At 66.2% G+C, this 11,938-nt stretch carries 10 protein-coding genes; 7 read left to right on the plus strand and 3 right to left on the minus strand.

All coding sequences use genetic code 11. From position 1 onward, the window contains the following. The first annotated feature begins 24 nt into the window (after positions 1-24). The 4 genes from DIE11_RS34835 to DIE11_RS34850 all read left to right on the plus strand — a co-directional run bounded on the left by DIE11_RS34835 (position 25) and on the right by DIE11_RS34850 (position 3,439). Complete coding sequence (locus DIE11_RS34835) at positions 25-450, plus strand: cupin domain-containing protein (protein ID WP_124489676.1); 426 nt, start codon at positions 25-27, stop codon at positions 448-450. 15 nt (positions 451-465) lie between these two features. Next, positions 466-1,539: an isocitrate/isopropylmalate dehydrogenase family protein gene (locus tag DIE11_RS34840; RefSeq protein WP_124489677.1), complete on the plus strand. Its 1,074-nt coding sequence runs from the start codon at positions 466-468 to the stop codon at positions 1,537-1,539. Positions 1,540-1,713: 174 nt separating this feature from the next. Continuing rightward, entirely contained in the window at positions 1,714-3,012 is a 1,299-nt protein-coding gene (locus tag DIE11_RS34845; protein WP_124489687.1) for an MFS transporter, read from the plus strand. A 133-nt stretch (positions 3,013-3,145) separates the two neighbouring features. Then, positions 3,146-3,439 (plus strand): antibiotic biosynthesis monooxygenase, encoded by a 294-nt coding sequence (locus DIE11_RS34850; RefSeq protein WP_124489678.1) that lies wholly within the window; start codon positions 3,146-3,148, stop codon positions 3,437-3,439. A gap of 100 nt (positions 3,440-3,539) precedes the next feature. Here the strand turns inward: DIE11_RS34850 and DIE11_RS34855 are convergent, their stop codons facing one another. From DIE11_RS34855 to DIE11_RS34865, 3 genes are read right to left on the minus strand one after another with little or no spacing between them, the layout of a single operon-like run. Further along, positions 3,540-4,766, minus strand: a complete 1,227-nt coding sequence (locus DIE11_RS34855) for a porin (protein ID WP_124489679.1) — start codon at positions 4,764-4,766, stop codon at positions 3,540-3,542. Positions 4,767-4,826: 60 nt separating this feature from the next. Next, a complete protein-coding gene (locus DIE11_RS34860) occupies positions 4,827-6,152 on the minus strand; it encodes an MFS transporter (protein ID WP_124489680.1) in 1,326 nt (441 codons plus the stop codon). 53 nt (positions 6,153-6,205) lie between these two features. Then, positions 6,206-7,267 carry a lactonase family protein gene (locus tag DIE11_RS34865; protein ID WP_124489681.1) on the minus strand — a complete coding sequence of 354 codons (1,062 nt, stop codon included), beginning with the start codon at positions 7,265-7,267 and terminating at the stop codon, positions 6,206-6,208. 237 nt (positions 7,268-7,504) lie between these two features. Between DIE11_RS34865 and acnA the strand changes: the two genes are divergently transcribed. From acnA to DIE11_RS34880, 3 genes are read left to right on the plus strand one after another with little or no spacing between them, the layout of a single operon-like run. Further along, on the plus strand, positions 7,505-10,129 hold the full coding sequence (acnA, locus tag DIE11_RS34870) for an aconitate hydratase AcnA (RefSeq protein WP_124489682.1): 2,625 nt from the start codon (positions 7,505-7,507) through the stop codon (positions 10,127-10,129). 38 nt (positions 10,130-10,167) lie between these two features. Continuing rightward, positions 10,168-11,061: a GntR family transcriptional regulator gene (locus DIE11_RS34875; RefSeq protein ID WP_124489683.1), complete on the plus strand. Its 894-nt coding sequence runs from the start codon at positions 10,168-10,170 to the stop codon at positions 11,059-11,061. Between the two features lie 44 nt (positions 11,062-11,105). Then, positions 11,106-11,840 (plus strand): ABC transporter substrate-binding protein, encoded by a 735-nt coding sequence (locus DIE11_RS34880; protein WP_124489684.1) that lies wholly within the window; start codon positions 11,106-11,108, stop codon positions 11,838-11,840. Positions 11,841-11,938: the final 98 nt, after the last annotated feature.

The following is an 11,938-nucleotide window of genomic DNA, read 5'->3' on the forward strand; positions in this document are numbered from 1 at the left end:
CAAGAATCGAATAAGGAGTCCTTCATGACGATCATGACACCATCCGGCGCAGCGTTGCTGCAACCAGACAACCTGCCCGCGTACGATCGCGGCGGCGGCGCGAGCACCACGCCGCTGGTCGGCAAGTCGGTCGGCTCGGACAGTTTCATTACCGGCTACACGTCGTTCGCACCGGGCGTCGAGATCCCATTTCACAGCCACAACTGCCAGGAGAGCGTCGTGCTCGTCGAAGGCGACGCGATCCTCGACATCGACGGGCTCGAATACCGGCTCAAGCCGCTCGACACCACGTTCATTCCGCCCAACGTTCCTCACCGTTTTCGCAACGTTTCGAGCACCGCGCCGATGAAGATCCTGTGGATCTACGCACGCACCGACGCCACGCGCACGCTCGCCGACAGCGGCGAGACGCGGGCCGTATCGGCCGAACATCAGACCTCTTCGAATTAACCCGAGCGAACCATCATGCGCATTCTCATTCTCCCCGGCGACGGCATCGGCCCGGAAATCATCGCGGCGTCGATCGACGTCCTTGAACAGGCCGATCGCCTGTTCGATCTCGGTCTGCAGTACGACTACGAAGACGTCGGCTTCGCCAGCCTCGACAAGCACGGCACGACGCTGCGTCCCCAAGTGCTGGAACAGGCGAAAGGCTACGACGGCCTGATCCTCGGCACGATCTCGCACGCCGACTATCCGCCGCCCGCCCAAGGCGGGCGCAACGTGTCGGCCGCGTTCCGCTGCGATCTCGACCTGTACGCGAACGTGCGGCCGTCCCGCACGCGGCCGTTCCTCACGTCGAACATGCGCGAAGGCAAGCAGATGGACCTCGTGATCATGCGTGAGGCGACCGAAGGCTTCTATCCGGACCGCAACATGCACCTCGGCTGGGGCGAGATGATGCCGTCGCCGGACATGGCGCTGTCGGTGCGCAAGATCACGCGCCACTGCAGCGAGCGCATCGCGCGCCGCGCGTTCGAACTCGCGATGAAGCGCAGGAAGAAGGTCACGGCGATCCACAAGGCGAACAGCTTCCACATGACCGATGGCCTGTTCCTCGAATGCGTACGGCGCGTCGCGAAGGACTTCCCCGAAGTCGAGCTCAACGACCTGCTGGTGGACGCGTCGACCGCGCACCTGGTCCGCGCGCCGGAACGCTTCGACGTGCTCGTCGCGACGAACTTCTACGGCGATATCCTCAGCGATCTCGCCGCGGAACTGTCCGGCAGCCTCGGCCTCGGCGGCTCGATCATGGCCGGCGATGACCTGTGCTGCGCGCAGGCACAACACGGCTCCGCGCCCGACATCCAGAACCAGGACAAGGCAAACCCGACGTCGATGATCCTGTCGGTCGGCATGCTGATGCGCTGGATCGGCGGACACCGGAGCAAGCCGGCGTTCATCGCCGCGGCCGATGCGATCGACGCAGCCGTCGATGCGGTGCTCACGAACCCCGACACGCGCACCGCGGATCTCGGCGGCACGATTGGCTGCAACGCGTTCGGCAAGCAGGTCGCCCACGCACTGCGCGCCGCCTGAGCCAACGGGAAGCCGAGCGGGCCGTACGACCGCGGCCCTGACGACAACACACCGGAGACACATTCGACGATCGCCGCGACCGGGCCGATGCGCATGCGATGGCGCATCTCGCCCGGCAGCGCTGCGCCTGTGCACGTCGGGATCGTCGAAGAATCGATCATGCATTCCGAATCAATGACGATTGACACGGCATCCGTTCCCGACGCGAACCGGCAAGCCGTCCGGCAGCGTGCACTGCGCAAGAACGCGTGGCGCCTGCTGCCGCTGCTGACGCTCGCGTTCGTCTTCAACTATATTGACCGCACGAGCGTCGGCTTCGCCGCACTCACGATGAACCACGAGCTCGGGCTGACCCCGACGCAGTTCGGCTGGGGCGCGGGCATCCTGTTTGCCGGCTATTGCCTGTTCGAGATCCCGAGCAACCTCGCGCTGTACCGCTACGGCGCGCGCCGTTGGCTCGCTCGGATCATGATCACCTGGGGCATCGCGGCAACCGCGACGGCGCTCGCGCAGGGGCCGGCCAGCTTCTACGTGCTGCGCCTGCTGCTCGGCATTGCCGAGGCCGGCTTCTTCCCGGGCGTCACGTTCTTTCTCGCATGCTGGTTCCCCGCGCAGTACCGCGTGCGCGTGCTGGCGCTGTTCATGCTCGGCGTGCCGCTGTCGTCGGTCGTCGGCGGCCCGATGTCGGCGGCGCTGCTGAGCCTGAATGGCGTCGCCGGGCTGCACGGCTGGCAGTGGATGTTCATCGTGCAGGGCCTCCCCGCGGTACTCATCGGCATCGCGGTGCTCGTCTGGCTGCGCGACGATCCGAAGGATGCGTACTGGCTCACGTCCGACGAGCGCAGCGAACTCGTCGCGATGCTCGCCGAGGAACCGCGCGAGAAGCCGAAGAAGGCGCTGTTCGCCGCGCTGAAGGACGGCCGCGTGCTGCTCCTCGCGACGATCCAGTTCGGCTTCGTACTCGGTTCGTACGGCGTCGGCATCTGGCTGCCGATCATCCTGAAGAGTCACGGGCTCAGCCTCGCATCCATCGGGTTGCTGTCGACCGTGCCGTATCTCGCCGCGGTGGCTGGAATGATGATCTGGGCGCGCGCGGTGGACCGCAGCGGCCGCAAGATCTTCCATCTGTGCAGCGCATGCCTGCTGGGCGGGCTGGGTCTCGCACTGTCCGCCGTCTCGCACGGCGTGGTGCTGGAGATGGTCGGCCTCAGCGTCGCGGTGGTCGCGGTCAGCTCGGCCCGCGCGATCTTCTGGACGATTCCGACGCGCTTCCTGACCGGCGTCGCGGCGGCCGGCGGGCTCGCGTTCATCAACTCGATCGGTACGCTCGGCGGCTTTGCCGGCCCCTACCTCGTCGGCTTCCTGAAGCAGTCGACCGGCTCGTTCGCTGCCGGGATCTGGGCGATGGCGGCGATTCTCGCGGTGTCCGCCGCGTTGTCCGTGTCGCTGAAGCTGCTGATCAGGAAGGCATGACGTCATTTTCGGCTTCGCGGGAACCGCATGCGACCACCGCGCAGCCGACTTCCGGTATCGTTGCCGGATGCGCCGGCCCCGGCGCACGTCGCATCACGATCCGTTCGCATCATTCACCCCCTATGGAGCATCAATGATTCTGGAAATGGCATCGCTCGACATCGATCCGTCGCAGGCCGAGCAATTCGAAGCGGCGGTTCGCCAGGCACTCCCGCTGTTCGCGCGTGCGCGCGGCTGCGGCGGCGCCGAGCTGCACCGCGTGATCGAGCGCAGCGGCGGCTACCTGCTCGTCGTCAAGTGGGACACCGTGGACGACCACATGGTGCATTTCCGGCAATCGGACGACTTCCAGGCATGGCGACAGCTGGCGGGCCCGTTCTTCAAAAGCCCGCCGCAAGTCGTGCATACGGAAGTCGCGGTCAAGTAATCGCCACGGTAAAAAACGGGTCGGGCAAACGCCCGCCCCGTGTCACCGGCACGCCGCGGAAACCCGGCTTTACGCGCGCCGTTCCAGTCGCTCCGCCTGTTCAGAACCTGTGACGCAACCCGATCCGCAATGAAACCTGCTTGTCGGTCGCGGACGGCGTCAACCCGGTAATCTGCGCAACCGCCGGCTGCCCGAGCGAATCCGTCCCGCTCGCCTTCTCGAACACGGCAACCGTATAAACGTCCGTGCGCTTCGACAGGAAATAATCGACACCCGCGCTGAACAGGTTGTAGTTCGCGCCGCCCTTGCCGCCGGCGCCGCCGTTCCTCGTGTAGTCGTAGGCGACACCCGCCTGCAACGACGGCGTGAACTGGTATTTCGCGTTGATCTCGACGTTGTTGAATGCCGCGGTGCCCGCGTAACGCAGCGCATTCGGCCCCGACGCGGAGCCCAACCCCTCGAAGCGCGTATTCGAATACGCGAGGTTGACGCTGAGTGCGGCCAGCGTCACGCCCGCTCCGACGCCGGCGATTTCGAGCCGATTCGCGGACGCATAGCCGGCGAACACAGGGTTGATCTCCGGCACACTCGCGCTGCCGGCGCTGCCGAGGTTGTTGCTCGTCGCCGGACCGGCATTCGGATTCGCGCCGAAGAACGACGTGTTCGGGTTGCGGACGTTCAGGTAACCCGCGCCGATCGAAAACGGCCCCGCCGCATACGACGCGCCGGCACCCCAGATCCAGTTGGTCGAGAACGACCCGGCGGTGCCGCCGAGATTCATCAACGCTTCGAGCGTCAGCCCGCGGTAGCTGGCGCTGCGGAACTTGATCGAATTGTTGATGCGGCGCGTGTTCAACGCATTGTCGAGGTCGCCCGGATGCGAGGTCATGTAGCCGCCCCACTGCGGCGCGGCGAGGAACGGCCCATAGAAGTCGACGACGGGATCGTACTGCCGCCCGAGCGTGACCGTGCCGACCGGATGGCTCAGGCCGACATACGCCTGCCGCCCGAACATCGCGCCGCCCTGGTTCAGCACGCCGTTGTTGCTGTAGAAACCGCTCTCCAGCACGAATAGTGCCTTGAGACCGCCGCCGAGATCCTCGCTGCCCTTGAGCCCCCAGCGGCTCCCCTGCAGGCCGGCCGACCCGCCTTCGATCATCGCGATCTGATGGCCGCCGACCGGGCCTGCCGCCGTCCGTGCCGTCTGCACGTTGCTGGTGTAATTGATGCCGCTGTCGATGATCCCGTATAGCGTCACGCTGCTTTGCGCCAGCGCGATCGCCGGCACTGAATTCAGTACAACCAAGCAAAATGAAAACTTCTTCATCAATCGATCTCCTCTTTCGGTTATATGTCCCGGCTCGCCGCCGGATTACGCGTCATCGTTTCAATGGGTCTGGTTCACCACGTTCGACGGCGTGTCGTCGGCCGGCTGTTCGTGAACGCGAATGAAGAACGTCATCAGGAACGACACGACGAGCAGCGCCGCGAGAAACAGCAGACCAGGCGTCGCGCTCTGCCCCGTTCCCTTGACGAAGCCGATCATGAACGGCCCGACGAAGCCGCCGAGGTTGCCGATCGAGTTGATCACCGCGATCGACACGGCCGCGGTCGAGCGGCTGAGAAACAGCGTCGGCAACGCCCAGAACGGCGACTTGAACGCGTACAGGCCCGCGAGGCTCAGGCTGATCATCGCGATCGACACGTACGGGTTCGTCGACAGGCCCGCGCCGAGCAGCGCCGCGGCGGCCACCGCCAGCGGAATCGCCGAATGCAGGCGTCGTTCGCTGCGCCGGTCCGAACGACGCGACCACACGACCATCGCGATCGTCGCAACCACGTAGGGCACCGTCGCGATGAGCCCGATCTCGGTATGCGAGAGCCTCGACGAGAAGCCCTTGATGATCTGCGGCATCCAGTAACCGACGCCGAGGCTGCCGCACTGATACACGAAGTAGATGAACGACAGGTACAACACCTTCGGGTTCGTCATCGTCTTCAGCGAACCGAGATGCTGCGCACGCGGCCGCGCCTTGCGGTCGTTGTCGAGTTCGTTCAGCAGCCACGCGCGCTCCGCGGGCGTGAGCCACTTCGCGTCGCCCGGGCGGTCCGTCAGGTACAGGAAGCACAGGATCCCGCCGACCAGCGCGGGCGCGCCTTCGAGCACGAGCATCCAGCGCCAGCCGCTCCACTGGAACCAGTGGACGTGATCCATGATCCACGTCGAAAGCGGCGCGCCGATGATGTACGACACCGGGATCGCGGCCGTAAACAGCGCGACGGTCGTCGCGAGCTCCTTCGCACGGAACCAGTAGGTCAGGTACACGATGATCCCGGGGAAGAAGCCCGCTTCCGCCACGCCGAGCAGGAACCGCAGCACGTAGAGCTGCGTCGCGTCCTGCACGAATGCGGAGATCACCGACACGACGCCCCACGTCACCAGGATCCGCGCGATCCACACGCGTGCGCCGAACTTGTTGAGCATCACGTTGCTGGGCACTTCGAACAGGAAATACCCGATGAAGAAGATGCCCGACGCGAAGCCGAACGCCTCGCTCGACAGCGCGAGCTCCTTGTTCATCTGCAACGCGGCATAGCCGATGTTCGCGCGGTCGAGATACGAAATGATGTAGAGGACGAACACGAACGGGATGATGCGCCACGCGATCTTGCGCACCAGCGCGCGTTCGTCGATAGGGGTTACTTGATTCATGGTTGTGCACCGGCGGACCTGCCGCCGGCTGTCTCCTGATGGGGCGTGAAGGATTACGCGCGGTGTCCGGAGAACACCATGCAGACGGGGCTGCCCGACGCGACCGAGAAGCCGGTCGGCTTGAGGCGGCCCGTCGCGGCATCGATCGCGAACGCGACGATACTGTCGCTGTCTTCGTTCAGCGCGTACATGAAGCGGCCGTCCGGCGTGCCGGTCATGAAGCGCGGCGTGCGGCCGCCGGTCGATTCGGCCGCGACGAACGCGAGATGGCCGCTGGCCGGGTCGATGCGGAACACGGCAATGCTGTCGTCGCCGCGGTTCGACGCGTAGACGAAGCGCCCGGCCGGATCGACCTCGATCTCCGACGCGCGGCTGTTGCCGGTGTACGTGTCCGGCAGCGACGACACGATCTGCACGGGCGTCAGCGCACCGTTCGACGACGTGTACCGATAAGTCGTGACGGTCGAATCAAGTTCGTTGACGACGTACGCGAGCGCGCCGTTCGGATGGAAGGCGACGTGACGCGGGCCGGCCGTCTCGCGCGTGACGACGAATGCCGGATCGGCCGGCGCGAGCCGCCCGTCCTTGAACCGGAACGAGAACACGCGGTCGAGCCCCTTGTCCGGCACGATCACGAATTGCCCGGTCGGGTCGAACGGATTGAAGTGCGGCTTCGCCTGCTTCTGCTCGACGCGGTGCGGACCGATCGGGCCTTCGAGCGTGACGAGTTGCGTGATCTCATGCAGCGAACCGTCTTGCGCGATCGGCAGTACCGCCAGGCTCGCGCCGATGTGGTTCGACACGACGACGTAGCGGCCGGTCGGATCGATCGCGAGATGCACGGGGTTCTTGCCTTGCGTGCTCTGGCGATTCAGGAACGTGAGCTTGCCGCTGGCCTTGTCTACCTTGAATGCGCTGATGTCGCTCAGGTCGCCGTGGACCGTGTACAGGTGCTCGCCGTTCGCGCTCAGCGCGAGAAACGACGGATTCACCAGATCCTTGACGAGTTGCACGAGTTCGAGCGCCCCCGTCCCGGTGTCGACGCGGTAGACGCTGATCCCGTCGCCGCGGGCGTTTCGTTCGCGCGTGGTGCGCGATCCGACATAAGCAAACATGGGTGTTTTTCCTTTCAAAGCCTTGTGTGATTCGTCTGCCGAAACCGGCCCGGCGGCCGCGCCGAGGATCGCGAGCGCACCGAGCGCCGCCGTGTGCCCTATCACGCGGCGACGCATCTGATCCGGACCGTTTTCGCCCGGGTCGTTGGCTGTTTTCGTCACGGTCGTCTCCTGATTTTGGTATGTCGGGTTAGCACTAGATTGCATTTTTACTTGTTAAAGTGCAAAAATACAGTCATGGAAAACACCAACTCCCCCTCGGAAGCCCGGTTGACGGTCGACGGCGCGTCGTTTCGTTTCGTCGATCTCCCCGGCCAGTTCGGCGCCACGCTGCGTGAACTGCCCGTCGTGCTGCGCCTGCTGCTCGAAAACGTGATCCGCAACACCGACGGGGATGAGCGACGGCAAGCGGTCGACGCGATCGTCGAATGGACGCGCCGCGCGACGAGCGAGGCCGAGATCGCGTTCCAGCCGAACCGCGTGCTGATGCACGACACGACCAGCACGCCGGCGCTCGTCGACATCGCCGGCATGCGCGATGCGCTAGCCGAAGCCGGCGCGGACCCGGCGTCGCTGAACCCGATGCTGCCGGTCGATTCGTCGGTCGACCACTCGCTGGCCGTCGAATATTTCGCGCGGCCGGACGCCGCGCCGCTGAACCTGCAGCTCGAACTGCGCCGCAACGCGGAGCGCTACCGGTTCCTGCGCTGGGCATCGAAGTCGCTGACGGGCGTACGCATTCATCCGCCGGGCACCGGGATCATGCATACGATCAACCTGGAGCAACTGGCGACGGTGGTCACGACGCTCGAGCGCAACGGCGAGCGCTGGGCCGTGCCCGACACGCTGATCGGCACCGACAGCCACACACCGATGATCAACGGCATCGGCGTGCTCGGCTGGGGTGTCGGCGGGCTGGAAGCGCAGACGGTGATGTTCGGGATGCCCGTGATGCAGCGCATTCCCGACGTGATCGGCGTGCGGCTGACCGGCGCGTTGCGCGCGGGCGTGCTCGCGACCGATCTCGCGCTGACCGTCACGCAACGGCTGCGTGCGATCGGCGTATCGGGCGAGTTCGTCGAGTTCTTCGGCCCGGGCGTCGCCACGCTCGGTGCCGGCGAGCGTGCGGTCGTCGCGAACATGGCGCCTGAATACGGCGCGACGACCGGCTTCTTCCCGGTCGACGGCAACACGCTCGACTATCTGCGCGCGACCCACCGATCCGAATCGGCGATCCGGCTCGTCGAAGCGTTCACGCGGCAAGCCGGCCTGTGGTTCGATCCGGATGCCGAACCGCGCTACACGCGCACGATCGACATCGACCTCGCGTCGATCGGAATGCACGTCGCCGGGCCGCGCCGCCCGCAGGACCTGCTCGATCATTCGCAGACGGCCGCCGCGCTCGCGCCGCTCGCGTTCCATCCCGCGCATCCGCATCCGTCGATGCCGAAGCATCCGGTCGCGATCGCCGCGATCACGAGCTGCACGAACACGTCCGATCCCGCGCTGCTGATCGCAGCCGGCCTCGTCGCGCGCAACGCGCGTGCGCTCGGGCTGAAGGTGCCGGCATGGGTCAAGACGTCGCTCGGTCCCGGTTCGCCCGCGGCGGCGGCCTATCTCGAACGGGCCGGGCTGATCGACGACCTGTCGGCGGTCGGCTTCGATATCGTCGGGTATGGCTGCACGACCTGCATCGGCAACTCAGGGCAACTGACCGAGCCGATCCGGGCGGCGCTCGCCGACGCGTCGATCCGGCCGGTCGCGATGCTGTCGGGCAACCGCAATTTCCCGGGGCGTATCCACCCGGATCTCGACCTCGGCTTCATCATGTCGCCGCCGCTCGTGATCGCGTTCGCGCTGGCCGGCGACGCCGAAATCGACGTGAGCCGCGATCCGCTCCAGCACACGGCCGACGGCCAGCCCGTGTACCTGCGCGACCTGTGGCCGACACGCGAAGCCGTCGCCGAACTGACGGCGGCCGCCGCCGATCCGCACGACTACCCGCGCGCATTCGCGCACGCCAGTGCGAACCCGGCCTGGCACGACCTCGACGCGCCCGACAGCGCGCAATTCCCGTGGGATCCGACCTCGACCGCGCTGCGCCGGCCGCCGTTCGCGTCGGCGTCGCAGGGCAGCCAGCTCGGCACGTACAGCGCGTACCCGCTGCTGGTGCTCGGCGACGACGTGACGACCGATCACATCTCGCCCGCCAGCGCGATCCCGAAGGACAGCTTCGTCGCCGATTTCCTCGTATCGCGCGGCGACGATCGCGACGACCTGAACGTGTTCGCATCGCGGCGCGGCAACTGGGAAGTGATGATGCGGGCCGCGTTCTACAACCGGACCCTCGTCAACCGGCTGCGCGACGGCATGCCGGTCGCGCATACGCTGCACGTGCCGAGCGGCGACGTGTTGCCGATCTTCGAGGCGGCCGCGCGTTACCGGGAGGAAGGCAATCCGGTCGTACTCGTCGCCGGCGAGCGCTACGGCACCGGGTCGTCGCGCGACTGGGCCGCGAAAGGCCAGCGGCTGCTCGGCATCCGCGCGGTGCTGGCCGCCAGCTTCGAGCGCATCCACCGCTCGAACCTGATCGGGATGGGCATCCTGCCGCTGCGCTTCGCCACGGGCATCCACCCTGACACGCTGGACCTCCGGCCAGGTGATAAGCTCGAGGTCGACGCGCCGGCCGATGCGCTGTCGCCGCGCTGCACGGTGCCCGTGCGCATCGTGCGCGCCAACGGCCGCGTCGAGCCCGTCGACGCGACGGCCGCGGTCGAGACCCGTCTCGAATGCGAGCTGCTGCACTCGGGCGGCGTCATCCCGCTGATATTGCAGAAGAACCTGGCGACGCAGGAGGCTTGAGACCGAAGCCGCCCGCGACGCTCCGAATGCTCACTCACATGATCGACCGCTCCATCGCGACCCAGATTGTCGAACTGATCAAGACGGAAGGACTGGACGTCGGCGCGCACCTGCCCGCGCAGATGCTCGCCGACCGCCTGCGCGTGTCCCGTTCACCCGTTAACGAGGCCCTCGCGCTGCTGCACGAGAAAGGCATCCTGACACGCGAGCGCAATCGCGGCTTCTTCGTAGCAAAGCCCGTGATCGAGCCGCTGTCGGACGTCGTCGACGAACTCGGTCTCGGCGAAGCCGACGTGATCACGAGCGTTTATTTCCGGATCGCGGACGATCGCCTGAAGGGCAAGCTGCCCGACGAATTTTCGGAACAGCTGATCCGCACCCGCTACGGGCTGACGAACGCGCAGCTCAGCGCCGTGCTCGGGCGTATCGCGCAGGAAGGCTGGGCCGAACGCAAGCCGGGCTACGGGTGGCAGTTCTCGCCGATGCTGACGACGCCCGACAGCCTGCTGAAATCGTACCGGCTGCGCCTCGCACTCGAGCCGGCCGCGCTGCTCGAGCCCGGCTACCGGCTCGATCCGCGTGTGCTGGAACGGTGTCGCGAGGTCGAGAAGCACCTGCTCGCCGGCGGCATCGAGACCGATACCGCCGATCAACTGCACGATCGCGGCGTGCGGTTCCACGAATCACTCGTCGAAGCGTCGGGCAACAGTTTCTTCATCGACACGATCCGGCGCGTGAATCGCGTGCGCCGCCTGCTGTCGTACCGCTCGATGCAGGATCGCGAGCGCTACGTCGAACATGCGAAGCAGCATCTTCACGTGCTCGAGCTGCTCGAGCGCGAGCGCAACGAAGAGGCGTCGGAAGAACTGCGTCAACACCTGTTGCATACGCTCGATGCGCTGTCGCGCATCAGCGCCATTCTCAAACCTTGAGCGCCCGCGCAACCCGCACACCCGCTTCCCCCATGAGCCCTTTCATGCCCATCGACCCTTCCGTCCTCTCCGCGTTCACCCCGACCGGCAAGCTGCGCGCGTCGATCAATCTCGGCAACCCGATCCTTGCGAACCGCGACCCGGCCACAGGCGAGCCGTTCGGCGTGTCGATCGACATCGCGCGCGCGTTCGCCGAGCGGCTGTCGGCCGAGCTGGAACTCGTGGTGTTCGACGCCGCCGGTAAATCGGTGCAGGCGCTGACCGAGGAGCGCGCCGACTTCGGCTTCTTCGCGGTCGATCCGCTGCGCGGCGAAACGGTCGCGTTCACCGAACCGTACGTGCTGATCGAAGGCTTCTATCTCGTGCGCGACGATTCGCCGATCCGCGGCAATGCGGACGTCGACCAGCCACACAACCGTGTGGTGGTCGGCAAGGGCAGCGCGTACGACCTGTTCCTCACGCGCGAGCTGAAGGCAGCGCAGATCGTGCGTGCGCCGACGTCGCCGGCCGTCGTGCCGACGTTCGTCGAACAGCAGCTCGAAGTCGCGGCCGGCGTGAAGCAGCAGCTCGAAGCCGATGTGGCGAAGACGCCGGGCCTGCGCCTGCTCGACGAGCGCTTCATGGTGATCCGTCAGGCGATGGGCGTGCCGAAGAGCCGCGGCGAAGCGGCCGCCGCGTTGCTCGGTGCGTTCGTCGAAGAGATGAAGGCGTCGGGCTTCGTCGCGGATTCGTTGCGTCGACACCGAATCACCGGAGCTTCGGTGGGACCACTGCGCTGACCGGTACATCGGCGGCGACGGTGTCAAACGCATTTGAAATCTGAGCCACTTCGCGCCTGATCGCGCAAAGTAAAACTGAGCCAGTCGTTACCTCTTCG

Source organism: Burkholderia sp. Bp9012, assembly GCF_003853825.1.
Lineage (GTDB): Bacteria > Pseudomonadota > Gammaproteobacteria > Burkholderiales > Burkholderiaceae > Burkholderia > Burkholderia diffusa.

Excerpts from the sequence above, each read along its gene's own strand:
- acnA (WP_124489682.1), top strand. The coding sequence starts at position 7,505 with ATGGAAAACACCAACTCCCCCTCGGAAGCCCGGTTGACGGTCGACGGC.
- DIE11_RS34850 (WP_124489678.1), top strand. The coding sequence starts at position 3,146 with ATGATTCTGGAAATGGCATCGCTCGACATCGATCCGTCGCAGGCCGAG.
- DIE11_RS34865 (WP_124489681.1), bottom strand. The coding sequence starts at position 7,267 with ATGTTTGCTTATGTCGGATCGCGCACCACGCGCGAACGAAACGCCCGC.
- DIE11_RS34875 (WP_124489683.1), top strand. The coding sequence starts at position 10,168 with ATGATCGACCGCTCCATCGCGACCCAGATTGTCGAACTGATCAAGACG.
- DIE11_RS34860 (WP_124489680.1), bottom strand. The coding sequence starts at position 6,152 with ATGAATCAAGTAACCCCTATCGACGAACGCGCGCTGGTGCGCAAGATC.
- DIE11_RS34880 (WP_124489684.1), top strand. The coding sequence starts at position 11,106 with ATGCCCATCGACCCTTCCGTCCTCTCCGCGTTCACCCCGACCGGCAAG.
- DIE11_RS34855 (WP_124489679.1), bottom strand. The coding sequence starts at position 4,766 with ATGAAGAAGTTTTCATTTTGCTTGGTTGTACTGAATTCAGTGCCGGCG.
- DIE11_RS34835 (WP_124489676.1), top strand. The coding sequence starts at position 25 with ATGACGATCATGACACCATCCGGCGCAGCGTTGCTGCAACCAGACAAC.
- DIE11_RS34845 (WP_124489687.1), top strand. The coding sequence starts at position 1,714 with ATGACGATTGACACGGCATCCGTTCCCGACGCGAACCGGCAAGCCGTC.
- DIE11_RS34840 (WP_124489677.1), top strand. The coding sequence starts at position 466 with ATGCGCATTCTCATTCTCCCCGGCGACGGCATCGGCCCGGAAATCATC.